Origin of the sequence: Streptomyces syringium (assembly GCF_017876625.1) — a bacterium.
GTDB classification, from domain to species: domain Bacteria; phylum Actinomycetota; class Actinomycetes; order Streptomycetales; family Streptomycetaceae; genus Streptomyces; species Streptomyces syringius.
Map to the genome: position 1 here is coordinate 1259340 of NZ_JAGIOH010000001.1, position 21613 is coordinate 1280952.

The 21613-nt window shown below is 70.0% G+C and carries 26 protein-coding genes; 8 read left to right on the top strand and 18 right to left on the bottom strand.

The window, feature by feature from the left end:
• Nucleotides 1–35: 35 nt before the first annotated feature.
• The 3 genes from JO379_RS05545 to JO379_RS05555 form a co-directional block, all read right to left on the bottom strand.
• Nucleotides 36–1916: an NHL repeat-containing protein gene (locus JO379_RS05545; RefSeq protein WP_209514171.1), complete on the bottom strand. Its 1881-nt coding sequence runs from the start codon at nucleotides 1914–1916 to the stop codon at nucleotides 36–38.
• 471 nt (nucleotides 1917–2387) lie between these two features.
• Nucleotides 2388–2552 carry a hypothetical protein gene (locus JO379_RS05550; RefSeq protein WP_209514173.1) on the bottom strand — a complete coding sequence of 55 codons (165 nt, stop codon included), beginning with the start codon at nucleotides 2550–2552 and terminating at the stop codon, nucleotides 2388–2390.
• Between the two features lie 189 nt (nucleotides 2553–2741).
• A complete protein-coding gene (locus tag JO379_RS05555) occupies nucleotides 2742–3194 on the bottom strand; it encodes a DUF4442 domain-containing protein (protein ID WP_130876611.1) in 453 nt (150 codons plus the stop codon).
• A gap of 336 nt (nucleotides 3195–3530) precedes the next feature.
• On the opposite strand from JO379_RS05555, the gene JO379_RS05560 reads away from it, so the two are divergent.
• Nucleotides 3531–4292 carry a DUF8017 domain-containing protein gene (locus JO379_RS05560; RefSeq protein ID WP_505016580.1) on the top strand — a complete coding sequence of 254 codons (762 nt, stop codon included), beginning with the start codon at nucleotides 3531–3533 and terminating at the stop codon, nucleotides 4290–4292.
• Between the two features lie 100 nt (nucleotides 4293–4392).
• Here the strand turns inward: JO379_RS05560 and JO379_RS05565 are convergent, their stop codons facing one another.
• Both JO379_RS05565 and JO379_RS05570 read right to left on the bottom strand, forming a co-directional pair.
• The gene (locus tag JO379_RS05565) at nucleotides 4393–5238 is read right to left on the bottom strand and encodes a spermidine synthase (RefSeq protein WP_242625928.1); all 846 of its coding nucleotides are present in this window, start codon (nucleotides 5236–5238) and stop codon (nucleotides 4393–4395) included.
• A gap of 72 nt (nucleotides 5239–5310) precedes the next feature.
• Nucleotides 5311–5526 (bottom strand): hypothetical protein, encoded by a 216-nt coding sequence (locus JO379_RS05570; RefSeq protein ID WP_130876612.1) that lies wholly within the window; start codon nucleotides 5524–5526, stop codon nucleotides 5311–5313.
• A gap of 213 nt (nucleotides 5527–5739) precedes the next feature.
• On the opposite strand from JO379_RS05570, the gene JO379_RS05575 reads away from it, so the two are divergent.
• The 3 genes from JO379_RS05575 (at nucleotide 5740) to JO379_RS05585 (ending at nucleotide 7216) form a co-directional block, all read left to right on the top strand.
• The gene (locus JO379_RS05575) at nucleotides 5740–6459 is read left to right on the top strand and encodes a TVP38/TMEM64 family protein (RefSeq protein ID WP_130876613.1); all 720 of its coding nucleotides are present in this window, start codon (nucleotides 5740–5742) and stop codon (nucleotides 6457–6459) included.
• A gap of 172 nt (nucleotides 6460–6631) precedes the next feature.
• The gene (locus JO379_RS05580; protein WP_130876614.1) at nucleotides 6632–6859 is read left to right on the top strand and encodes a hypothetical protein; all 228 of its coding nucleotides are present in this window, start codon (nucleotides 6632–6634) and stop codon (nucleotides 6857–6859) included.
• Nucleotides 6860–6871: 12 nt separating this feature from the next.
• Nucleotides 6872–7216, top strand: coding sequence for a DUF1036 domain-containing protein (locus JO379_RS05585; protein ID WP_130876615.1), 345 nt, complete (start codon nucleotides 6872–6874; stop codon nucleotides 7214–7216).
• 66 nt (nucleotides 7217–7282) lie between these two features.
• Here JO379_RS05585 and JO379_RS05590 read toward each other — a convergent pair whose 3' ends face one another.
• The 7 genes from JO379_RS05590 to JO379_RS05620 form a co-directional block, all read right to left on the bottom strand.
• Complete coding sequence (locus JO379_RS05590; protein ID WP_130876616.1) at nucleotides 7283–7651, bottom strand: nuclear transport factor 2 family protein; 369 nt, start codon at nucleotides 7649–7651, stop codon at nucleotides 7283–7285.
• Between the two features lie 154 nt (nucleotides 7652–7805).
• On the bottom strand, nucleotides 7806–8399 hold the full coding sequence (locus JO379_RS05595; protein ID WP_209514174.1) for a hypothetical protein: 594 nt from the start codon (nucleotides 8397–8399) through the stop codon (nucleotides 7806–7808).
• Nucleotides 8396–8731, bottom strand: a complete 336-nt coding sequence (locus JO379_RS05600; RefSeq protein ID WP_209514176.1) for a hypothetical protein — start codon at nucleotides 8729–8731, stop codon at nucleotides 8396–8398. Before JO379_RS05600 ends, JO379_RS05595 begins: the two co-directional genes overlap by 4 nt.
• 90 nt (nucleotides 8732–8821) lie before the next feature.
• Entirely contained in the window at nucleotides 8822–9487 is a 666-nt protein-coding gene (locus tag JO379_RS05605; protein ID WP_130876619.1) for a 4'-phosphopantetheinyl transferase family protein, read from the bottom strand.
• Entirely contained in the window at nucleotides 9484–10341 is an 858-nt protein-coding gene (locus JO379_RS05610; protein ID WP_209514178.1) for a metallophosphoesterase family protein, read from the bottom strand. Before JO379_RS05610 ends, JO379_RS05605 begins: the two co-directional genes overlap by 4 nt.
• A 257-nt stretch (nucleotides 10342–10598) precedes the next feature.
• Entirely contained in the window at nucleotides 10599–11366 is a 768-nt protein-coding gene (locus tag JO379_RS05615) for an SDR family oxidoreductase (RefSeq protein ID WP_209514181.1), read from the bottom strand.
• Nucleotides 11367–11414: 48 nt separating this feature from the next.
• The gene (locus JO379_RS05620) at nucleotides 11415–12200 is read right to left on the bottom strand and encodes an SDR family NAD(P)-dependent oxidoreductase (protein WP_209514183.1); all 786 of its coding nucleotides are present in this window, start codon (nucleotides 12198–12200) and stop codon (nucleotides 11415–11417) included.
• Between the two features lie 202 nt (nucleotides 12201–12402).
• Here JO379_RS05620 and JO379_RS05625 point away from each other — a divergent pair, with 202 nt between their 5' ends.
• Complete coding sequence (locus JO379_RS05625; protein WP_209514185.1) at nucleotides 12403–12846, top strand: nuclear transport factor 2 family protein; 444 nt, start codon at nucleotides 12403–12405, stop codon at nucleotides 12844–12846.
• Nucleotides 12847–12896: 50 nt separating this feature from the next.
• Here the strand turns inward: JO379_RS05625 and JO379_RS05630 are convergent, their stop codons facing one another.
• Nucleotides 12897–13853: an aromatase/cyclase gene (locus JO379_RS05630; RefSeq protein WP_209514187.1), complete on the bottom strand. Its 957-nt coding sequence runs from the start codon at nucleotides 13851–13853 to the stop codon at nucleotides 12897–12899.
• Between the two features lie 151 nt (nucleotides 13854–14004).
• Entirely contained in the window at nucleotides 14005–15417 is a 1413-nt protein-coding gene (locus JO379_RS05635) for an FAD-binding oxidoreductase (RefSeq protein WP_245381388.1), read from the bottom strand.
• Between the two features lie 385 nt (nucleotides 15418–15802).
• Between JO379_RS05635 and JO379_RS05640 the strand changes: the two genes are divergently transcribed.
• Together JO379_RS05640 and JO379_RS05645 are read left to right on the top strand one after the other, a co-directional pair.
• Nucleotides 15803–16597, top strand: a complete 795-nt coding sequence (locus JO379_RS05640; RefSeq protein WP_242625930.1) for a cyclase family protein — start codon at nucleotides 15803–15805, stop codon at nucleotides 16595–16597.
• 46 nt (nucleotides 16598–16643) lie between these two features.
• Entirely contained in the window at nucleotides 16644–17138 is a 495-nt protein-coding gene (locus JO379_RS05645; RefSeq protein ID WP_209514192.1) for an acetyl-CoA carboxylase biotin carboxyl carrier protein, read from the top strand.
• Between the two features lie 95 nt (nucleotides 17139–17233).
• On the opposite strand, the gene JO379_RS05650 is transcribed toward JO379_RS05645, so the two are convergent.
• Complete coding sequence (locus JO379_RS05650) at nucleotides 17234–18001, bottom strand: AfsR/SARP family transcriptional regulator (protein WP_130876627.1); 768 nt, start codon at nucleotides 17999–18001, stop codon at nucleotides 17234–17236.
• Nucleotides 18002–18532: 531 nt separating this feature from the next.
• Here JO379_RS05650 and JO379_RS05655 point away from each other — a divergent pair.
• Entirely contained in the window at nucleotides 18533–19111 is a 579-nt protein-coding gene (locus JO379_RS05655; protein ID WP_130876628.1) for a flavodoxin family protein, read from the top strand.
• A gap of 99 nt (nucleotides 19112–19210) precedes the next feature.
• On the opposite strand, the gene JO379_RS05660 is transcribed toward JO379_RS05655, so the two are convergent.
• From JO379_RS05660 to JO379_RS05670, 3 genes are read right to left on the bottom strand one after another with little or no spacing between them, the layout of a single operon-like run.
• On the bottom strand, nucleotides 19211–20137 hold the full coding sequence (locus tag JO379_RS05660; RefSeq protein WP_209514195.1) for an alpha/beta hydrolase: 927 nt from the start codon (nucleotides 20135–20137) through the stop codon (nucleotides 19211–19213).
• Nucleotides 20134–20574, bottom strand: coding sequence for a lipocalin-like domain-containing protein (locus JO379_RS05665; protein ID WP_209514197.1), 441 nt, complete (start codon nucleotides 20572–20574; stop codon nucleotides 20134–20136). The genes JO379_RS05660 and JO379_RS05665 overlap by 4 nt, the downstream gene beginning before the upstream one ends.
• A complete protein-coding gene (locus tag JO379_RS05670) occupies nucleotides 20571–21563 on the bottom strand; it encodes a DUF6081 family protein (RefSeq protein WP_209514199.1) in 993 nt (330 codons plus the stop codon). The genes JO379_RS05665 and JO379_RS05670 overlap by 4 nt, the downstream gene beginning before the upstream one ends.
• Nucleotides 21564–21613: the final 50 nt, after the last annotated feature.

Sequence of the window (21613 nt, forward strand, 5' to 3'; positions counted from 1 at the left end):
GCCTTCCGGCGGGGACGATCCAGCCGTCACCGGGCCTACTCGGCGATGACGTCGACGGGCGCGACAGCCTGTTTGCCGCCCACCGTGAAGGTCAGGTCCCCTTCGCCCAGCACGGCGTCGTCGGGGGTGTGCACCAGGATCAGCAGCGAGCTCGATGTACCCGGCCCTGACAGGCGCAGGTCGACGTTGTCGGCGGTGAAGGCCTGTTTGTCGGCCGACAACCTCCCGCCGTACGGATACTGCTCCTCGGGGCTGACGTACACGATCAGGTTGCCGCTGCCGTAGAACTGCAGGTTCTTTCCCTCGGGGAGCCGGACACTCACCGTCTGCGGGGGAACCTGGCCGCCTCCGAGCTGCTTCACGTAGATGCCCGGCATGGCCAGGTCTTGCCCGCGCCGCAGCTCCGTCGGTCCCCCCGGCGTCACCGAGAACCCGACCACGACGTCGACGGGTGAGGCGGTCGGAGGTTGGTCGCCTACCGTGAAGGTCAGTTGCGCTTCGCCCAGCACGGCGTTGTCGGGGGCTTCCACCGCGATCAGCAGTGAGTTCGTCGCGCCTGCTCCCGACAGATGCAGGTCGACGGGGCTGTTGGTGGTGAAGGTCTGTTGGTCTTCCGACAAGGTCCCGTCGTAGGAGTACGTGTTCCCGTCCTCGAGGTACACCAGCAGTGTGCCGCTGCCGGAGAACCGCAGGTTCTTTCCCTTGGGGAGCTGCACGCTCACCGTCTGCGGGGGAATCCAGCCGCCTCCGAGTGCCTTCACGTATACGCCCGGCCAGCCGGCACCGCCGGAGCGGTCCAGGGTCGTCATTCCCCCCGACCACACGGCGATCCGGGCCGGGACAGGAAGACTGCTCACCTTCCGCACCCGATTGTTCCGGGTGTCCGCGATGTACAGGCTGCCATCGGAACTCACCGCTGCACCGCAGGGACCGTTGAGGGATGCCTTGGCAGCCGGCCCGCCGTCGCCGCCGTAATCAGCGCTGCCGTCACCTGCGAATGTGGTGATCGTCTGGGTCTTCGCGTCGACCCTCCGCACCCGGTGGTTGCCGGTGTCGGCAACGTAGAGACTGCCTCCGGAATCCACCGCGACACTGCGGGGGCGGTTGAGGCCGGCGTGGACGGCCGCCCCGAAGTCATTGGAGAAGATCGCGCTGCCGTCACCTACGACGGTGGTGATCGTCCGGGTCTTCGCGTCGACCCTCCGCACCCGATCGTTGTCGGTGTCGGCGATGTAGAGATTGCCGTGGGGATCCACCGCGACACCGCGTGGACGGTTGAGGGCGGCGTGGACGGCCGGCTCGTCGTCGCCGGAGAAGTCCTGTTCACCGTTGCCCGCGACGGTGGTGATCGTCCGGGTCTTCGCGTCGACCTTCCGCACCCGGTGGTTGTCGGTGTCGGCGATGTAGAGATCACCTCCGGAATCCACCACGACGCCGAAGGGCGTATAGAGGCTGGCCTCGTCGGCCGCCTTCTCGTCGCCGTCGAAGCCGGCGCTGTCGTCACCTGCGTATGTGGTGATCGCCTGGGTCTTCGCGTCGACCTTCCGCACCCGGTGGTTGCCGGTATCGGCGATGTACAGATTGCCTTCGGCGTCCAAGGCAACGCCGCAGGGGCTGGAGAGAGCGGCGTCAATGGCCGGCCCGTCGTCGCCGGAGAAGTCCAGTTCACCGTTGCCCGCGACGGTGCTGATCGTCCGGGTCTTCGCGTCGACCCTCCGCACCCGGTGGTTGCCGGTATCGGCGATGTAGACATTGCCGAAGGCGTCCGTTGCGACGGCGTTGGGGTGGTAAAGGTCGGCCGCGGTAGCGGTGTGACCGTCACCGGAGTAATCGCCGTTGCCGTTGCCCGCCGCCGTGTCGATGGACGGGTCGCTCGTCGGCTCCAGAGCCCCCTGGGTACCGCCGTGTTCACTCATCGCCGGATCCTCCCCGCAGTTGATTGCGAAGTACGCGATCTTCGACTCGCCTGTCGCTTTGCTGCCTGGAACATGCGGAGTGATCACTGCCCGCCCCTTGGGCCGGTCACCATCCGCCCGACTCACCCATGTTCGAGGCAAATATCCCTGATGTGACCTTTGCTGTGCCGAACAAGGCTCGCCCTGGTCCGGGCTCCCACGAAAGAGGGCTCTTTACGCGACGTGCCGTTCCCTGCCACACGGCCAAGTCCGCCGAGCCGCGCATCATTTGATGACAAGCACCACACGCGCAACGTGCAGGATCAGCGCTACCTTCCCACTCACACCACGCGGCACAGCCGGTCCCCAGACGCTCGGGCACCCCACGCCGAAACGGGACCACAATGACTTGGACCGGTTCGGATGGAACAGGCCAGACACTCTCGTACGGGCAGAAGTGACCGTGGCGACGATGACGGTCCTCCTCGTCCTTCACGAAGTGCAGGACGGCCACCGGCAGCAGGGCCACCGCTGGGTGAAGTCGATGAGTGCGCGCACGACCGGGCGGCGGCCCGTGACGTCCTGCGGCACTTCTTCGCGACCGCCCGGATCGACGTCGGCGAGTCGGTCGTGGACGCCGCCGAGTGGATGGGGCACGCGAACCCGCTCGTCACCTGCCGCCGGTATGTCCGTGGCCGCGTCGGTGCGGGGGATCGCGGCCGGGCCACCACGGACATCCTGCTGACGGGGATCTTCACCGTCGCCGAATCGGTATGGAATCGGAAAGCAGCGTGACCTCAATGCGCCCCGCGGGAGCGGCAGATCAGCGTCTTCCCAGGCCAGAGGCTAGGAATTGGGCCGCAGGGTCCAGACCACGGTCATCTCGCCCGTGACCGAGCCGTCCGCGCGCGTGATGGCGATGTTGACGGGGAACTCCGGGCGCTCCCCCGCGTCCAGCTCCGCGACGACCTCGGCGGCCGGGCGGCCCAGCTCGGCGGTGGCGGTGACCTCGCCCTTGGCGAGCTTCTTGTAGCCGATCTCGGCGCGCACGGCGAGCGGCACGGCACGGGAGAGCTGGTCGCCGAAGGCGGCGAGCACGATCGCGCCACTGGCGGACTCGGCGAGGGTGAACATCGCGCCGGCGTGCGGGCCCCCGACGTGATTGTGGTAGTCGGGCTGGTCGGGCAGCCGGACGACGGCGCGCTCGGCGGTCGTCTCGTCGAAGACGAGGTTGAGCGTACGGGCCATGGGCACGGTGGCCGCGAGCATGTCGCCGATCGAGGGCGTGGTCTGAGACATACCCGCAAGTTACCAGCCGGTAGCAAGGGTCGGGAAGGGGCGACGGTCGGCGACGTCAGCCACGCCCTCTATGGTTATCGGCCATGTGGCCAGGACAACAGCCGCCCGGGGGCGAGCAGGATGCATAAGCCGAACGAGAACCCGTACCAGCAGCCGGGGTACCAGCAGCCCAACCCGTATCAGCAGCCGGGTTACCAGCAGCCCAATCCCTACCAGCAGCCGGCGGGGATGCCCGGGGCTCCGGGGCATCCCGGGCAGCCGGGCGTCCCGCAGTGGACCCCGCCGGGCGCGCCCGGCGGTCCGCAGCCGCCGCGTGACAACCGCAGGCGCACCACGATGATCGCGATCGGGGCGGCGGTGGCGGTCGTGGCCGCGGCCGTGGTCACCGGGGTCGTCGTGCTCAAGGACGACGACGAGCAGCCCGCCGCGAAGGGCGGCGACCCGAAGCCGGCGTCGTCCGCCCCGGCGACCCCGTCACCGAACCCGAGCCAGGGCCAGAGCGGGGCGCCGGACGACAATCCGCGCGACGGCGAAGCGGTCAAGCCGGTGATCGACGGATGGAAGGTCGTCGTCAACGGCAAGCGGCACAACGCCTTCGACGTCCCGGCGGACTGGACGGTCCGTTCCCCGACGATGTCCACCGGCTTCGAGGGCGAGGACGGCAAGCCCCTGGTCACGATGTCGGGCAACGCCGTCTACAAGGACGGGGAGTGCGCGAAGAACGACCACCGCGCCGGGGCCGGCACCAAGGGCGCGCAGGGCGCCAAGAGTGAGGGCTCGGCCGCCGAGATCGAGTCGCTCAACTGGGTCTTCGCGGCGTTCGACCAGAAGAAGACGGGCCGCTTCGACACCACCAAGGCCAAGCCGTTCAAGAGCGACCACGGCATCACCGGCTACACCGCCTCGGCGACGGTGACGGGCGTGAAGAAGACCGACAAGTGCGTGACGGACGGCAAGGCCTTCGCCGTGACGTACAAGGACACCTCGGGCGACCTGGCGACCTGGATCCTCTACGCGGGCACCGGCTTCGACGGCGAGCTCCCCGACGACACCATCAAGAAGATCATGAGTTCGCTCCGGCCGCTCCAGTCCTCCTGACCGGCCCCTCCTGACCGGTCCCGGAACCGATCCCGCGACCGCGTCCCCCGGCCCTGTGGGTCCGGGCCGCCGTGACGGCGGCCCGGACACCCGCCCGGTGTCAGCCGATGCTGAACGTGCCGCCCGGCGGCTCGGGCGACGGTGCCGCGTCCGCGTCGTGCACGGGCGCCGCCCCGGCGGTGAAGCGCTCCAGCATCGGTCCGTGCTCGACCCGCGCCGGGAAGGCGTCGCCGGCGGCACGGCGGGCGAGCGCCGTGACGGGCAGTTCGGCGTGCGAGGCGACGAGGACCGCGTTGCCGAAGCGGCGGCCCCGCAGCATCGACGGCTCGGCGATCAGACACACATGCGCGAAGACCGCCGCGAACGTCGCCACCTGGGAGCGCAGGAAGGTGAAGGGGGCGCCGTCGGCGAGGTTCGCCGCGTACCGGCCCTGCGGGCGCAGCACCCGGGCCGCGCGGCGCGCGTATTCCACCGAGGTGAGATGCGCGGGCACCCGCGAGCCGCCGAAGACATCCGCGATGATCACGTCGGCGGAGGCGTCGGGCTCGGCCTCCAGCGCCGTACGGGCGTCCGCCGCGCACACCTCGATCCCCGACCCGTCCCGCACCGGCAGGTACTCGGCGACGAGGGCGATGAGGCCGCGGTCCGCCTCGACGACCCGCTGGCGCGAGCCGGGCCGGGTGGCCGCGACGTAGCGCGGCAGGGTGAGCGCGCCACCGCCCAGGTGCAGCACGTCGAGGGCCCGGCGCGGCTCGGTGGCGGCGTCCACGGCGTGGGCGAGCCGCCGCGCGTACTCGAATTCGAGGTGGGTGGGATCGTCCAGATCCACATAGGACTGGGGCGCGCCGTTCACCGTCAGCAGCCAGGCCCGCGCCCGGTCCACGTCGGGCATCAGCTTGGCGATGCCCCAGTCCACGTCCCGGGTCACGGGTATTGGTTCGTCCACTCCCCCATTGTGCCGATGCGCCCGGCTCGTCCGCTCGGCCACCCCCGTGACACAACGCCGCGGTCGGCGCCTCTAGGGCTGCTCGCCCCTGGCACGGTGCGCCGTGCCGACGACGAAGCCGTCCATCCACATCTGCGTCATCTGCCGGATCACCATCTTGAGCTGCAGGGCGGTGAGTACTTTCTCCAACTGCCCTTGGCGCAGGGCGAGCCTGGCCCGCCGTTCCGCCGCTATGAACAACACCATCTGCTCAGCCCTCTCCAGTGCCCCTTCCTGCCGTTCTTCCATGGCTGCACCCTAGGCCGGGTCCCGCCCGGGGGCACGCGATTATGAATCCCCCGGCAGCACGCCGGGCCGTTCCCACGGGCTCGGGGGCGGCGGGCCCGGCGCTCCGGACACCCGGTGTCGGCGAGGCGAACGGCACGTGACCGGCCGTGCCGGTTCTGTCCCGGCTCCGCGACATCACGCCCGCCTTACGCCCGCGTCAGTTACGCTCCATCGATGCTCGAGTCCGCCGCGCCCTCCCCCGGTTTCGCCACGCGCTGCACCCGCGTGCTGTTGTCCCCGTGGTCCCGGCTGGGTCTGCTCGCCACGCTGCTCGCCGCTGCGGGGGCGACCGTGCTCGTGTGCCGCCCGGAGCGGCTGCTCGCCGACGGCTGGCCCCCGCAGTTGTCCGGCGGCGCAGCGGTCGTCCTGTTCGCGGTCGCGTACGGGCTGTGCACCGCGGCGTTCGTACCGCGCCCGATCCTGAACCTCGCCGCAGGCGCGCTCTTCGGTGCGCCCTTCGGCACCGCCGCCGCGCTGGCGGGCACGGTCCTCGGTTCGGGCATCGCCTTCGGTCTGGGACGGCTGCTGGGCCAGGACGCGCTGCGTCCACTGCTGCGCGGGCGGTGGCTGCGGGCCGCGGACCGGCAGCTCAGCCGGCACGGCTTCCGCTCGATGCTGGCGATCCGTCTCTTCCCGGGCGTGCCGTTCGCGGCCGCCAATTACTGCGCGGCCGTCTCCCGGATGGGCTGGCTGCCCTTCCTGCTGGCGACGGGCCTCGGCAGCGTGCCCAATACCGCGGCCTATGTGATCGCGGGCAGCCACGCGACCGCTCCCACGTCACCGGCGTTCATCGCCGCCATGGGCTTCATCGCGCTCACCGGGCTCGCGGCGGTCGTCGTCGCCTGGCGCAAGAGGGGCCGGATGCGCGAGTCCGGCGAGCACGCCCCCTCCTGACCCCGGCCGGTGGGCGAGGGGCTCGCGCGCAGCCCGCGCGCCGGCGCGCGATGCCCGCAGAACGGTCCGGAGGCTACGCCACCACACGCCGTATCACACTGCGAAGTCATCCGATTACTCTCGGCATTCACAGTCCGGTGACCGAACCGGCGTATCGCAGGAGGGGTCGCACATGACGGAGCAGCAAGCAGACGACGCGGGCGCGGACGCCCGTTCGGACCTGGATCCGCAGGTGGCGAACGCCGTCCGGACCGCCGCGGCGCCCGTGACCGCCGAGGAAGCCGTGGAGGTCGAATCCGAGGGGGTCGTCCGCCATCGGCCGGGCCTCCTGGTGACCGAGGAGTACGCGCCGCAGGCCGGCGCGGGCCCGAGCTTCCGACTCGCACCGTCCGAGAGCTGAGGGGGGAATCCGATGTCGCTGTCTTTCCGTAACAGCTACCGCACCCTCGTCTCGGTGGCGTACATCAAGCGCTTCCCGAACTGCCCGGAAGGCTGGCTGAAGCGCGGCTGGTGGAACATCCAGCCGGGCGCGACGGTGACCGTGGACGGCGCGAACGTATCGGCGGTCAACCGCTTCTGGTACTTCCACGCCGAAGCCACGGACGGCGCGGTGTGGGCGGGGCCGATCGTCACCTGCGTCACGAACAACGCCTTCGAATGGTGCCTCAACCGGTGTGACCCGCCCACCCGCAATGAGGGCTTCCGCGAGATCGACGTCAATGGATTCACGAACTACACGGTCAATCTGACGCCCTGACGACCTGCCGGAGGGGAGACTTCCCTCCCCCTCCGGACGAGCCGTGGCTTGCGGGCGTTCACGGCCTCACGCCGTGGGCACCCGGTCGAGAAACCCGAGGACACTACGGATCCGGCCGTCGTCGGCCAGCGTGATCACGTCGAACCCGGCGACGGGCGCGGACCCGTCGGCGGCGGACACGAGCTCCCAGCCGAACCGCGCGGTGTCGTGGTGTCCGTCGACCGTCCCGGTGTGCCGGAACTCGAAGCCGGGGAACTGCCCGTGGGCGCCCGCGATGACCTCGGCGAGCTGCTCGTGCCCGCGGACATCGGCCAGCGGGTCGGTGTAGGACCCGTCCTCCGTCCAGGCGGCGGCGACCGCCTCGGCGCGGGCGGCGGGGTCGGTGGCGTTCCAGGCCTCGAAGTAGCGGGCGACGGCGGTCTCGTACTGCGACATGGCGAGTTCTCCTCGTTCGGTGCTGAATAAGGGGGGTGGGGCGCGGATTTCGGGCCGGAGGGCGCCGGCCCGAGATCCGCTGCCCTCAGCATGCCGAGGCGGCGGAGGACGCGCGATTACCTCGCGGGTAAGGGGAACAGCCCGGCCGGCGGGGCTACGGCTGCCGGTGCTCGGGGTTCTTCAGCGGGCGCTTGTAGTAGCGCCAGGGGAAGGAGCCGGTGCCGACCTGGCTCCAGCCGTCGGCTTCCATCCGCCGGTGCCGGCCGCCGACCGCGAATGGCACCCGGCGGTGCTCCCAGGGGCGGTCGGACGCCTCGACCACGTGGTACAGCGGTCCGTAGTCGACCAGTTCCCAGCGCTCCAGGCCCGCTTCCGCGAGTGCCTGCATCTCGTCGAAGGCGGTCAGCGGGGTGAGCACCCGGCGCTCGCCGCTCCCCTCGCCCGTCGCGGCGGGGGCCGAGTCGCCCTTGACGGAGAACCGCTGCTGGGCGGCCTGTCGGCTCACTCCGAGGATGCGGCCCACGGTGTCCCAGCTGTGGCCCGCGGCTCGGGCACCCTGGACCGCCTCGCGCAGGAGCCGGCCGGCCTCCTCGGCGCCGACCCGGGTGGCGGCGACCAGGCGCAGAAACCCGTCGGGGTCGTGCTCCAGCGATTCGGCCAGTCCCTCGGGTGCCCCGAGGACGGCCCCGGCGATCCCTTCCCGGATCCGGGCGGTCTCCTCGGCGCTGAGCGGTTCGGCGGCGCTCATCGGCGCTCGTCGGTGCGGGGCTCCGCGCGGTCGGCCGGCCGCAGCGGTTCGAGCGCGTCCAGCGTCTCCCGGTCCCGCCGCATGCGCGCCTCCTCGATCCCCGCCACGTCGGCGACCGCCTGCGTCCGCATCGCGCCGGCGATCGCCCCCATGCCGGCGACCAGGAGGAGTTGGGCCACGAGGAGGACGAAGAAGGGGCCGTCGCCGAGATCGTCCGCGGAGGTCACCGCCACGCTGATGAGGCAGACCGCGACGGTGAGTATGCCGAGCACGGCGGGGAGGAGGGCGGCGGCGGGCTTGGCGGCGGACGCGGGCCGCGTCGAAGTGATCATGGCGTCAATGTTTCCTTGACGCCACACCCTCTGTCAACTTTTTCTTGACACTCGCTCGACGCGGTCCGCCTCCTGATGCGACGACGTGTTTCAGCTGCCCGGCAGCACGATGGCCGTCACGATCAAACCGGCACCGGCCGTCCAGCGGCCGGAGAAGCCGTCCACGCGCCGCCCGGCCACCACGGGGCCGGGCACCAGCAGACGGGCCGAAAAGGTGCGCGCGTCCGGGTCGACCTCGATCTCCGCCTCCGAGAAGTCCAACTCCTGGCCGGTCAGCGGGTACCACGTCTTGAAGACGCTCTCCTTCATACTGAACAGCAGCCGGTCCCAGTGCACCCCGGGGCCGGCCGCCGTGCGGGCATGGATCCACCGGAGTTCGCCCGGCAGCGCGATGAGGTCGAGCACTCCCTCCGGCAGCGGCCCGTCGGGCTCGGCGTCGATACCGATCGAGACGGCGTCGCCCGCTCTGGCCACGGCCGCCGCCCGGTAGCCGTCGCAGTGCGTCATGCTGCCGACCATCCCCGCGGGCCACCGCGGGGCGCCGCGCGGGGTGGGGATCAAGGGCACGGGCGCCAGTCCGAACCGTCCGAGCGCCTGCCGGGCACACGACCGTACGGCGGCAAACTCGCGCTGCCGCTTCGGCACGGCCCTGGCCACCACCGCCTCCTCCTCGGGGAAGAGGCCCCTCGCGTCGTCGGGCAGATCGGCGAAGGTCTCCACGCCGACCACGGCGGCGGGCAGTATCTCCTCGATCACCGCGCTCCCCCCACACCGACGGCGCTGCGCTGGGGCAGGATCTGCCGCAGCGGGTCACGCGGCGTACGGGTGCGCCATTCGCGCGGATAGCCGATCGAGACCTCCTCGAACCGCACCCCGTCGCTCCACGTCACCCTCGGGATGTGGAGGTGTCCGTAGACGACGGCGGTGGCGCGGTAGCGCATGTGCCAGTCGGCCGTCAGCTCCGTGCCGCACCACTGGGCGAACTCGGGGTAGCGCAGGATCCTGGTGGGCTCGCGGGTCAGGGGGAAATGGTTGACGAGGACGGTGCGGTGCCCGGGGTCCACGGCCGCGAGACGGCGCTCGGTCGCCGCCACCCGGGCCCGGCACCAGGCGTCCCGCGTGGGGTAGGGGTCGGGGTGCAGGAAGTGCTCGTCCGTGCAGACGATGCCGGAGTCGTAGGCGATGCGCAGCGACTCCTCCTTCGTGGTCGCGCCCGGGGCCCGGAAGGTGTAGTCGTAGAGCACGAAGAGCGGGGCGATCGTCACCGGGCCGTCCTCGCCCTGCCACACCGGATAGGGGTCCTCGGGGGTGGCGACACCGAGGGAGCGGCACAGTTCCACCAGGTGCAGATAGCGCCGCTCGCCCCGGAGGTCGACGGGGTCCTTGGGGTGGGTCCACAGCTCGTGATTGCCCGGCGCCCAGACCACTTTGGCGAAACGGCCGCTGAGCAGCCGCAGCGCCCATTCGATGTCCTCGTACAGCTCGGCGACGTCACCCGCCAGGATGAGCCAGTCGTCGTCCGACTCCGGGCGCAGCGACTCGATGATGGCGCGGTTCTCCTGGTACGCCACATGCAGATCACTGACAGCGAGCAATTTCCTCTGGGGCACAGTGGCATCCTTCTTCACGGAGCCCACGCCCGACTGCCTCGCGGCCGGCCACCGGCCGGGCTCGCTGCCGGCCGACCCGGCCCCTCAACTGCGGTGTCGGCTCCGCTCGTTCATCCACAGACAATTTCCGGCACGTGTGGACCAGATACTGCCATATCGCCCCGATGATGTTGTGCGGCCTGTTGCCCATGTCACAGGCCGGCGGGCCGGCCTGTGACCTCTGCGGACAGTTCTCCCAAGGGGCCGCTACGGGGCACTCACCACGGCACGGTCTCGTCCACCGAGCCGTCCATGCTGCCGCGGAAGCTTCCCGTCGGACCGTCAGCGCCCATCAGGGCAAGGCGTACGGGCACCTCGGCGCCCTCCTCGGGGGTGCGGGTCCCCCGGCTGAAGGGGGAGCCGGCGTTGAGATCGGTGGCGACCAGACCGGGGTTGGCCACATTGACCCGGATGCCGGCCTCGCGCAAGGCGTTGGCATAGACGATGGTGATGGCGTTGAGCGCGGCCTTGGAGGAGCTGTAGGGCAGCAGATTGCGGGTGGAGATCGGGTTGTCCGGGTCGCTGAGCAGACTGAGCGACCCGAGCGGGCTGGACATGTTCACCACCCGGCCCGCACCCGACTTGCGCAGCAGCGGGATGCAGGCCTGCGTCACGGCGACGGTGCCGAAGACATTGACCTCGAAGGCCGTGCGCATGTGCTCCCGGGTGACCTCCGGCACCGTGACGCCCCATTCGACGACCACACCGGCGTTGTTGACGAGGACGTCGAGCCGTCCGGATTCCGTCTCGATCCGCCGGACGGCGGCGTCGACCTGCTCCTGGTCGGTCACATCGAGCTGGAGGAAGCGGACGTCCAGCCCCGGTACGGAGAGCTCGCGCGCGCTCTCGCGACCGCGCTGTTCGTCACGGGCGCCGAGGTAGACGGTCATTCCCTCACCGGCCAGGCGCCGGGCGATGTGCTTGCCGATGCCCTTGTTGGCGCCGGTCACCAGCGCTACCTCGCCGTGGTGCTGTCCGTCGGTCATCGTGAAGCCTTCCGCAGTGGGTGGTCCCGGTCGGTTCTGGTGGTCAGCCTAGTAATTCCCGAGGCCCCCGCACACGTTCAGTGCCTGTGCCGTCACCGCGCCGGCCCGGTCGCTGATCAGGTACTCCACCATGGCCGCCACCTCGTCCGACTCGACGTAGCGGTGGATCGGCACCCGGGTCGTGATCCGGTCGAACGCCTCGTCGGTGGACACGCCCCAGATCTCGGCGTAGTGCTCACGGACGCGCTCCGCCATGGGGGTCTCGACGAAGCCGGGGCACACCGCGTTCACCGTGATGCCCGTCGGTGCCAGCTCCAGCCCGAGGGCCTTGGTGAAGCCCACGACACCGTGCTTGGACGCCGAATAGGGGGCGGCGTGGACCACGCCCTGCTTTCCGCCCGTCGAGGCGATGTTGATGATGCGCCCCCAGTCCTTCTCCCGCAGCCCGCCGATGGTGAGCACGGCCTTGGTCATCAGGAACACGCTGTTCAGATTGGTGTTGATGACGTCGAACCACAGTTCGTCGGGGACCTCGGCAGTGGCGCCGCCACCACTGCGCCCGGCGTTGTTGACCAGGATGTCGACGGGGCCGAACCGGTCGACGGCCGCCTGGACGAACTGCCGCACCTGGTCGGGCGAGGAGACGTCACAGGGGCTTCCGTCCACGTCGAAGCCCCGGTCCTGGAGCGATTTGACGCTCTCGGCGAGGACGCCCTCCCCCCGTGCGCACACATAGACCCGGAGGCCCTGCTGAGCCAGCCGCTCGGTGATGACAAGGCCCATTCCGCTGGTGGCACCGGTGACGATCGCGACCGGCCTGCCGGTTCGTGCCATTTCCGTTCCTCCCACTCACGCCAAGCCACGGGCAATTGGGCGTCAGCCTGGCCGGGCCCACTCGAAGCTCGGTCGGACGAGCCTTGATCCGGCACCGGGCCGCGGGCCCCGCGCCCCGGCCGGTCCGGCCGATCCTCGAGCCAACCGCGATCCGGCGCGGCCACGGTGACGGCAGTTGCCGCCGTCTTCCCGAAGGATCCCCATGACAACGATCGACACCCGCACCGACATCACCGCGCTCTACGCCGAGGTCCAGCATTTCTTCGCCCGGCAGATGCAGCTGATGGACCGTCGTGACTTCGAGGCGTTCGCGGCCACGTTCACCGAGGACGGCGAGTTCAGCCACTCGCCGGGCCAGCTGGCCCGGACCCGGGCGGGCATCGTGACGGAGCTGCTGGAGTTCCACCGGCGGTTCGACGACGACCCCGTCGTCCGCAGGCACTGGTTCAACATGATCGTCCTCGATCCGCAGGAGGACGGGTCACTGCGCGCCACCTACTACGCCTACGTGATCAACACCAGGCCCGGCAGCCAGCCGCAGACGGGCCCCGTCTGTGTGGTCACCGATGTGCTGGTGCGCGTCGACGGCGTGTTGTTGAACCGCTCCCGGCACGTCCGGCAGGACCGGCTGCTCCTGGAGCCGTGAGGCCTCTCGCATCAGCCCGCCCGGCCGCGCCGGGCGGGCGCGTGGGGTGCCTACCGCTGGGTGCGGGCCGCGTACTGCGCGGCGTACGCCATGGTCGTCGCGCTGTTACGGCCGAGCCCCTCGCGTATGAACGTCCGCGCGTCGGCCAGGTCGTGGCCCGCGCCGAGCACCGCCTCCACCGCGTGCGGGTCGATCACGACCGTGTGCCGGGACGTCAGGGTCGCCCCCGCCGCTCCCGCGGGCCCCTCCGTGAAGGTCCACAGTCCGCTGTGACCGAGGAGCAGCTTCGGCGGCAGCAACTGCTTGTAGGCGATCCACTCCGGCGCCCGGCACACCCGCACCGACCGGGTCGTGTGGCGCGCCCCGTCCGCCGTCACCGTGTCCATCTCCAGGTCCTGGACGCCCGGGGCGGGCTCGCCGAACCGGACCCGGTCGACGTGCGGCAGCCGGTCGGCCCACAGATCCGCCCGCGCCACGAACGCGTAGGCGTCGGCGGCGGCACCGGACAGCTCGACGGTGTCGGTAAAGGTGAGGACCATGTCCTCGGGGGCGTGGCCGCACTCCGCGATGCGGCCCAGCGCGGCCAGCTCCTCGGGGCTGTTGCGGTCGAGCGCCGCGTTGACCCGCGCCACCGTCTCGGGGCTGTCGTCGACGGCCGAGAAGGAATGCCGCAGCACCACCTCGGTGTGCCCGCCGGACAGCTCGCGGAAGAGCCACTCCCCTCCCATGGAGGCGATCGGCGGCCGGCTCACCTCTTGCCTGAAGGTCACCCGCAGCCGGTCCGGGTCCAGCGTCCGCCGGGACACCCAGCTGCTGACCTCTCCGTTCACGGTCGCCCACAGCTCGAAGCTCTCCGCGCGCTCGGAGCGCTCCACATGGCGGACGTGGACGCTGGGGCCGAAGAGAGCCGGCCATACGGTCACGTCGGCCACCAGGCCGTAGAGCACCCGGGGCGGCGCCGCGACGACCCGGGTGTGCTCGGTGCGATGCTCATGGGTGGTTTCCATGGCCCCCAAACTGCTGCAACCGGCTCGAAGACCACTCGAGGTCGCGTGGGGGAAGCAGGACCGCGACCGGCGGCACGCGCGCAAACGGGTGCGGGCCCGGGTCGGCACACCCGGGCCCGCACGACGTCGAGAGCGGCTGACGGCGGTGACGTCAGTGAGCGCTGATCGAGAGCGAGTGGCGGAAGACGTTCTTCGGATCCCAGCGCGCCTTCGTCCGCTGCAGTCGGCGGTAGTTGTCGCCGAAGTAGAACGTGTGCCAGGGGACCCCCGACTTGTTGAACTTCGGGTTGGTGATGTCGAGGTCGGGCGCGTTGATGTTGCAGCCCTCGTAGCGGTCGCCGGGCACGGGGTAGCCGCCGGTCGACGCGAAGGTCTGACCGTAGATGTCACGCACCCAGCCAAGGTGCTTGGCGTCCTCGGCCGCCTCGACCCAGAAGTTCTCGAACATCGCCACCAGCGCCGACCTGCGCTGGGGCAGCGCGGTGTCCCCGGGGGCGAGCGCGTTCATCCTGCCGCCGGCCATCGCGCCGAGCTGGATCATGGCCGTGCCGGGGCTAGTGTTCGCGTAGTCCGGGCGCGTCATGTGGTGGTAGATGGCCGCGCACTGCTCCTTGGTGAACGACTGCCGCAGATACGCGTGCTTGACGGCACCGCGCAGGGTCGCGTTGGTCATCACCGTGGGGTTGCTGGTGTCGATCGTCACGGTCGAGGCCATCCAGGGCAGCCGCCGGAACGGGAACGGCGTGATGCCGGTGTTGGCCGTGACCGCGCCGAGGTACTCCTCGAGCAGCTTCTCCGCGTTCGGCGCGGAGGCGTCGACCTGGGTGAGCATGCCGATCCCGCCGCTCGACACATGCTGGACGAACAGCAGTCCGCACAGGGCCGAGGCCGGTGAGGCGGGGTCGCTGTTCTCCACGTACCACTGGCACTGGTTGCGCAGCAGATGGGTGAACCGGGTCTCGTCCATCTGCTGCCAGGGCGCGAAGGCCGTGCTGATCAGCACCTCTCGCGGCGGCTGCGGGAGTTGCTCGGCCGGGCGACTGCCCGTCGCCCCACGGCTGCGGAACCAGAACTTCGTGATGACGCCGAAACTGCCGCCGCCCCCTCCGCAGCACGCCCACCACAGGTCCTTGAGGTCGCCGGTGTCCTCCCGCGAGGCGATCACCGTGCGGACCTTGTTCGGACGGTCGGCGACCACGATCTCCACGGCCTCGATGAGATCGCAGACGTTGCCGAACTGCCGGGACAGCAGGCCGTGGCCGCCTCCCGTGGCATGGCCGCCGATACCGACCGCGGGGCACACCCCGCCGGGCAGGGTCACGCCCCAACCACGGAAAAGCGTTTCGTAGATGTGCCCGAGCTGCGCGCCGCTCTCGATGGCGAAGGCCTTGCGACGCGGGTCGTAGAAGATGTCATTCATCATCGAGAGGTCGACGATGACTTCGACGTCCTTGTTGTAGGTGAAGTCGGCGTACGAATGCCCACCACTGCGGATGGAGAGTCGCTTTCCGGTGCTGACCGCCGCCTGGACCGCCTTCGCTACATGTTCGGATTTTCCGGCCATGCGTACGGACTCAGGCGCGGCGGACCATCGGCGATTGAATCCGGAAACAAGCTCCGGATAGCGACGGTCGTCGGGACCGATGGAGACCGGACCGAATTCCGGCTCTTTCGCCGAAACGTCTTCTCGTTCGACCGGCATGGCGATACATCCCCCCGTAGTTCACTTTCCCCTGTGATCGGGCACGGGTGGCGCTCGCCGCCCCGAACCCCGTGTCGCGTGCGAACGGCACGCATCCTTCCATACGCCCAGAGGCTTTCCAAGCAGTCCCGACGAATAGTTCACCGCGTTCCACTTACCGCGATCCGGGTCGTTCTCGAGCGTTATTCGATCCCGTCACCGGACGATGACCGGGCGGCCAAGCGGCGGCATGGAGAGGAGACAAGTCATGCGAAACATCGAACGGACGTTGTTCGCTGACGGGAAGGCAAGCGGAGTGACCCGCTTCGTCGACCTCAGTGTGGCCACCCGCGACACCGACAGTGAAGCCACGCCGGTGACGGTGGAGGTGCTCGGCCACGAGGCGGCCGCGGCCGTCCTCGGGCTCGCCCCGGACGACTTCCCGGACGGGATGGCCATTTCCAATGAGACCGTCACGCTCACCACGCACACCGGCACCCATATGGACGCGCCCTTGCACTACGGGCCGCTGAGCGGCGGTCTTCCGGCGAAAAGCATCGACCAGGTGCCGCTCGACTGGTGTTTCGGCCCCGGCGTCCGCCTCGACCTGCGGGAGGTGCCCGCGGGTGAGGGCATCACAGTCGACCACCTCCGCGGCGCCCTCGCCGCGGCACGGCACGAGCTGTGCCCCGGTGACATCGTTCTGCTGTGGACCGGAGCCGACGCGCTCTGGGGCTCGGCGAAGTACCTCACCGACTACGCGGGGCTGACCGGTGAGGGCACGGCCTTCCTGGTGGAGCGCGGGGTGCGGGTCATCGGTATCGACGCATGGGGCCTGGACCGGCCGATGCGGTCGATGATCGAGGACTACCGCCGCACCGGCGACCGGGGGTATCTGTGGCCCGCCCATATCTACGGCCGCACCCAGGAGTACCTCCAGCTGGAGAAGCTCGCCCGGCTGGCCGACCTCCCCTCGGCGACGGGATTCACCGTCGCCTGTTTCCCCGTGTCGGTGGCCGGGGCGGGCGCCGGATGGACGCGGGTCGTCGGCCTCGTCGGCTGACATGGACGGACTACGGCACGCGAGGGACGAAGGGCAGGGGGCAAAGGTGAACACAGGCGAAGACGACAACGCGCCGAGCACATCGGCCGCGTTGGACCTCGTCCGGGAGAACGTCCTGGAGTTGCTCAAGGGATTCGACAGCCCGCCGAGGCTGTTACGGGTCCAGGCCGGCGGGGTGACGCTGGAGGCCGAGTGGCCGCAGAGCCCGCCGGCCGCGCCCGGCGCCGCTCCCCGGCCGGTCACGGCCTCCGCCGCCCCGGCGGAGGCCGCCGCGGCGGCGCGGAGCGACGACGGCCCGCATGAGGTGCGCGCCCCCTCGGTGGGGACCTTCTACAGCGCCCCGAAGCCGGGAGCCGAGCCGTTTGTGAAGGTGGGCGACGTGATCGCGAAGGGCGCGCAGATCGCCATCGTCGAAGTGATGAAGCTGATGATCCCCGTCGAGGCGGACGTGACCGGGAAGGTGGCCCGGACACTCAAGTCGGACGGCGATCCGGTCGAGTACGACGAGCCGCTGTTCCATATCGTCCCGCAGCGGGCGTAGCCCGAAGCGGCCGGGAAACGCGCGGTGCCGGGCCCGGCCGATTTCCGGCCGGGCCCGGCACCTGTCGCACCGATCAGGCTCACGCCGGACGGCTGTCAGCTCCTGCCGTGCACGACACTGCCCCTGGACAGCAGCTCATGTTGCAACAGCTGCAGTTCAGGGGCAGGTTCGACGCCCAGCTCCGCGTCGAGGATGCGCCAGAGGCTCCGATAGGCCTGAAGGGCCTCGGCCCGCCTCCCGCACTTGTCGAGCGCCTTGATCAGTTGGGCGTGGAGGCTTTCGTTGAGCGGGTTCTCGGCGACCAGCAGCCGTAGCTGCGGGATGATCTCCTGGTGCCGGCCGAGGCGCTGACTGGCCTCGATATGGAGATGAGTGGCGGAGAACCGGAGTTCGTTGATGTACGTGAGGTGCGCCTCCAGGACGCTCCCGATCATCATGCCGACGAGGACGGGGCCCCTCCAGAGCGCCCGCGCCTCGTCGAGACAGCCCATGGCCTCCTCCGGCCGGCCGTCGTCCAGCAGCCGCCTCGCCCGCTGGACGAGTCGCTCGAAGACCGCGACGTCGATCGCGTCGTCGGGCACCTGGATGACGTACCCGGCAGGCCTGGTGACGAGCACATGCTCCCCGCCGGGCATGCCCGCGAAGATCTTCCGCGCGTGGTAGATGTACGTCTGGAGAGTGGTGAGCGCGCTGCGTGGCGCGTTCTCTCCCCATAGTTCCTCGATCAGGGTGTCCACACTGACCGTTTCGCCGTTCTGAACCAGCAGCAGGCCGATGAGCTGACTGACCTTCGACCGGCTCAGGAAGAACGAACGGTCCTCGGTGACCACGATCTCGAATTGTCCGAGCAGCTTGAATTTCACCGTACTCCCCCGTAGTTGATCAGCGAACTCCGGCAAGAGAGTGATCCAGCATCGTTCGAAATTCATCCATTTCGAAAGTGGATCAACGACGTTGTCGGATCCGCCAAGCGCTTCATCCCCCGTCGCCGAGACCCATTCACCCCCAAGTGGGTACGGCGATGCGCTTTTGGTGCCACTCGCAAGATATCCGACGCGAACCCGCCCCGCCACATGTTTATCTGTGCGCCGCATCACACTGATCGAATTGCTGGGGAACGGCGAATCCCGCTGCTCCAATTGATGGTTGAGGAACTGCCCGAAAAATTTACCCAAGCATTAAGGTCGGATTTTCGTATTCACACCACCCGACGGGGTGGTTTCGATCCCCGCGGGCTGATGTGGCCTCAGGGGTGATCTTGGAAGGCGGCGACGGGTGGGCGCCGCCCCTCCCTTCGAGCAGGTCCGACAGCCCGAAAGGTCAGTACACCTGCACCGGAATGATTGTCAGTCTGGGCCCCAGGACCTTTACTTGAGATCACAAAGGGGATGCACATGTCCGATCGTTCGGTGTCCGTCGTCATCGCGTACCACAGCGGCTACGGACATACGACCAGGATGGCCGAGGCGGCGCGCGACGGCGCGGCGTCGGTCAGGGGTGCCGTCGTCCAGCTGATCTCCGTCGAAGCGCTCACCGACGAGCAGTGGGCCGCGCTGGACTCAGCGGACGCGATCATCTTCGGCTCACCCACCTATATGGGCTCGGCCAGCCCGGCTTTCCACACCTTCGCGCACGACTCCAGCGGTCGGTGGTACGCACAGGCGTGGAAGGACAAGGTCGCCGCGGGCTTCACCACCTCGGGATCGATGAGCGGTGACAAGGTGAACACGCTCCAGTACTTCACCGTCCTGGCGGCTCAGCACGGGATGCACTGGGTGAATCTCGACCTGCTGCCCGGCTCGTCGGAGGACGAGCTCAACCGGCTCGGTGGCTGGCTGGGCGCCATGGGGCAGTGCGCCGGGGACCAGGGGCCGGAGTCCATGAAGAAGTCCGACCTGCTCACCGCGGCCCACCTCGGGCAGCGCGTCGCCCAGCACGCGCAACTGCTCCAGCTGGCCAGATCGGCGGCGTGACACCGCACGGGGTACGCGGGAAGTCCCCGGGCACGGGGGGCTCGGGGACTTCCCGCTTCCACGGCGCCCCTGACGGGACCGGCCGGCAGGCCGGTCCCGTCAGGGGGCCAGGTAGTGGCACAGCGCGTCGACCTGGTCGGTCACCATCCGCTGGGAGACGGCCGCGTGGGCGAGACCGATGGACGCGTGGAACGCTCCTTGGTAGTGCCGCAGTTCGGTCTTCACCCCCGCTTGGATCAGCCGGTGGGCGAAGGTGAAGCCCTCGTCCCGCAGCGGGTCGAACTCGCACACGCCGACGAAGGCCGGCGGCAGCCCGGTCAGGTCCTCGGCCCGGGCGGGCGCGGCGTAGTGCGTGGCCGCGCCGCCGCCGAGGTAGTGCTGCCAGCTCACCGCCAGATTGGCCCGGTCGAGCATGGGCGTGTCCACGAAGTCCCGGGCCGAGAGGGTCTCGAGCCGGTCGTCCAGTTGCGGGAAGAGCAGGTACAGACAGCGCAGCGGCGGACCCTTGTGGTCCCGGGCGAGCAGGGCGAGCCCCGTGGCCAGCCCGCCGCCGGCGCTGAAGCCGCCCACGCCGATCCGGCCCGGGTCGATCCGCAGCTCCGCGGCGTGGTCGACGGTCCACTCCAGCGCCGCGTAGCAGTCCTGGAGCCCGGCGGGGAAGGGGTGTTCCGGTGCGAGGCGGTAGTCCGGTGAGACCACCACCGCGCCCACCAGGTCGGCGATGCGGGTGGCGGCGGTCAGCGATGTGTCCAGGTCGCCCGTGACGAAGCCGCCCCAGTGCGGGAAGACCAGGGCCGGCCGCGGGCCGGGCCGGTCCATGGGCCGGTAGAGCCGTACGGTCATCTCCGGGCCGTCGGGCACGGGGATGCGCCGGTCCTCCACCAGGACCCGCGATATCGGCTCGTACGCCGGCTGACGGGCCATGACCTCCCGCATCGTGGCCCGTGCGGCCTGGGGCTCGGTGTAGTCGAGGGGCCTCATCCGGGGGACGAAGGGCTTCAGCTCGGGGTCGAAGTCATAGCTCACGGTCGTCCTCCGGAAACCCGCCGCCAGTTCAGGACGCGCTGCTCCTGCCGTCCGTCCGGGGTGCGCGCCGACCCGGAGAGTATGAGCAGATCTCCCTTGAGGGTGAGGCCACGGACCTGCCGGGTGCCGACCATGTGACGGTGCGAGCTGACGGCGACCTCGTGGACGATCTGCCGCTCGGACAGCTGCCAGGTGCCGGCGTACCCCATGAAGCGGGTGACCGGGACCGGGACGGCGCCCGGGGGCGGCTCGTGACCGGCGCGCATCATGCTCACCGTCATATGGCGGTCGGCGCTGTAGATCAGCACGCCCTCGGGTGCGGGGCCCAGCGGGCCCTCACTGACGCCGCCGTCCTCGTCGACGCCGACATAGGACTCGAGCTGCCAGGCTCCGACCAGGTCGGCCGGGGCGACCGCGTCGCTCACCGTGCCGGTCATGCTGACCCGACGGGCGTGCTCGACACCGTGAACCTGCTCATCCGGAAGCCCGCTCCCTGGCCGAAGAGACGGTTGGACGCGAGGCTCGCGTCGTCGAGGAACCGCTGCGGGGCGGGCTCGCCCGTCACCGGGTCGTAGTAGTACTTCGGTGTGGTGGTCAGCCGTACGAGGCCGGAGCCGGGCCGGCCGGGCAACCCTCCGTCGAGGAAATTGAACAGGCCCATCCCGCAGGCCAGCTGGCGGGGTGCCACCCGCTCCTCGACTCCGCCGTGGTCGACCACCAGGTGATCGCGCGACGTCAGCCGATAGCCGATCCGGTCGAGCCGGAAGACCTCCCGGCCGTCCAGGAACCAGGTGACCACGCCGCGGGACCCGTCGTAGGTGATCTTGAGGTCGTGCTCGTCGTAGGGGGTGCGGCGGGCGACCGGGACGGTGTGGAGGAAGGAGGCGTAGTCGCCCGACCGGGCGCGGGCGTTCGGCAGCCGTTCGTAGTAGACGTAGACCGCCTCATTGGTGAGGGAGAACTCGAAGGCGACGTCGGACTCCGGGTCCTGGAGGGCCAGACAGGCCGAGGCCAGCCTGGGGTCGGTGCCCGGGTCGGGCACGGCGGCTCCGAAGGGATGGTCCGCCACGCCGTACGCCGCGCCCGACATCCGGGCCTCGCAGGACAGTTCGTGCCCCGGGCCGGTGTCGAAGCCGAGGACGCCGCCGGACGACTGCTTGTTCGCGTAGACCAGCCACTTGACGTGGTCGAGGGTGCCCGGCAGCCCGCTGGGGTCGCCCTGGCCCAGCGACATCGTGAACGCGGGCTCACCGGTCGTCGGATTCGTCCCGGCGGCGACGACCCGCAGCCCCTGCCGGGATGTGGCGGCCACGCCGTCGTGGCCCACTTCGGTGCCGAACGGCAGGAACGTGTAGCGCGCGTCGGGCCCCTCGGTGCTGAAGCCGCCCAAGAAGTCGTCGTCCCAGACGAGGTGATCGCCCGTCATATGTTTCCCTTTCCTGGAAATACGAACCCGTTTTTTGCGTGCGAACCGAT

Excerpts from the sequence above, each read along its gene's own strand:
- JO379_RS05545 (WP_209514171.1), bottom strand. The coding sequence starts at position 1,916 with ATGAGTGAACACGGCGGTACCCAGGGGGCTCTGGAGCCGACGAGCGAC.
- JO379_RS05590 (WP_130876616.1), bottom strand. The coding sequence starts at position 7,651 with ATGTCGCAGTACGAGACCGCCGTCGCCCGCTACTTCGAGGCCTGGAAC.
- JO379_RS05555 (WP_130876611.1), bottom strand. The coding sequence starts at position 3,194 with ATGTCTCAGACCACGCCCTCGATCGGCGACATGCTCGCGGCCACCGTG.
- JO379_RS05665 (WP_209514197.1), bottom strand. The coding sequence starts at position 20,574 with ATGACCGGCACGGTGAGCGACGCGGTCGCCCCGGCCGACCTGGTCGGA.
- JO379_RS05560 (WP_505016580.1), top strand. The coding sequence starts at position 3,531 with ATGATCGCGATCGGGGCGGCGGTGGCGGTCGTGGCCGCGGCCGTGGTC.
- JO379_RS05655 (WP_130876628.1), top strand. The coding sequence starts at position 18,533 with ATGTCCGATCGTTCGGTGTCCGTCGTCATCGCGTACCACAGCGGCTAC.
- JO379_RS05670 (WP_209514199.1), bottom strand. The coding sequence starts at position 21,563 with ATGACGGGCGATCACCTCGTCTGGGACGACGACTTCTTGGGCGGCTTC.
- JO379_RS05580 (WP_130876614.1), top strand. The coding sequence starts at position 6,632 with ATGACGGAGCAGCAAGCAGACGACGCGGGCGCGGACGCCCGTTCGGAC.
- JO379_RS05640 (WP_242625930.1), top strand. The coding sequence starts at position 15,803 with ATGCGAAACATCGAACGGACGTTGTTCGCTGACGGGAAGGCAAGCGGA.
- JO379_RS05620 (WP_209514183.1), bottom strand. The coding sequence starts at position 12,200 with ATGGCACGAACCGGCAGGCCGGTCGCGATCGTCACCGGTGCCACCAGC.
- JO379_RS05615 (WP_209514181.1), bottom strand. The coding sequence starts at position 11,366 with ATGACCGACGGACAGCACCACGGCGAGGTAGCGCTGGTGACCGGCGCC.
- JO379_RS05600 (WP_209514176.1), bottom strand. The coding sequence starts at position 8,731 with ATGATCACTTCGACGCGGCCCGCGTCCGCCGCCAAGCCCGCCGCCGCC.
- JO379_RS05625 (WP_209514185.1), top strand. The coding sequence starts at position 12,403 with ATGACAACGATCGACACCCGCACCGACATCACCGCGCTCTACGCCGAG.
- JO379_RS05570 (WP_130876612.1), bottom strand. The coding sequence starts at position 5,526 with ATGGAAGAACGGCAGGAAGGGGCACTGGAGAGGGCTGAGCAGATGGTG.
- JO379_RS05635 (WP_245381388.1), bottom strand. The coding sequence starts at position 15,417 with ATGGCCGGAAAATCCGAACATGTAGCGAAGGCGGTCCAGGCGGCGGTC.
- JO379_RS05630 (WP_209514187.1), bottom strand. The coding sequence starts at position 13,853 with ATGGAAACCACCCATGAGCATCGCACCGAGCACACCCGGGTCGTCGCG.
- JO379_RS05575 (WP_130876613.1), top strand. The coding sequence starts at position 5,740 with ATGCTCGAGTCCGCCGCGCCCTCCCCCGGTTTCGCCACGCGCTGCACC.
- JO379_RS05595 (WP_209514174.1), bottom strand. The coding sequence starts at position 8,399 with ATGAGCGCCGCCGAACCGCTCAGCGCCGAGGAGACCGCCCGGATCCGG.
- JO379_RS05585 (WP_130876615.1), top strand. The coding sequence starts at position 6,872 with ATGTCGCTGTCTTTCCGTAACAGCTACCGCACCCTCGTCTCGGTGGCG.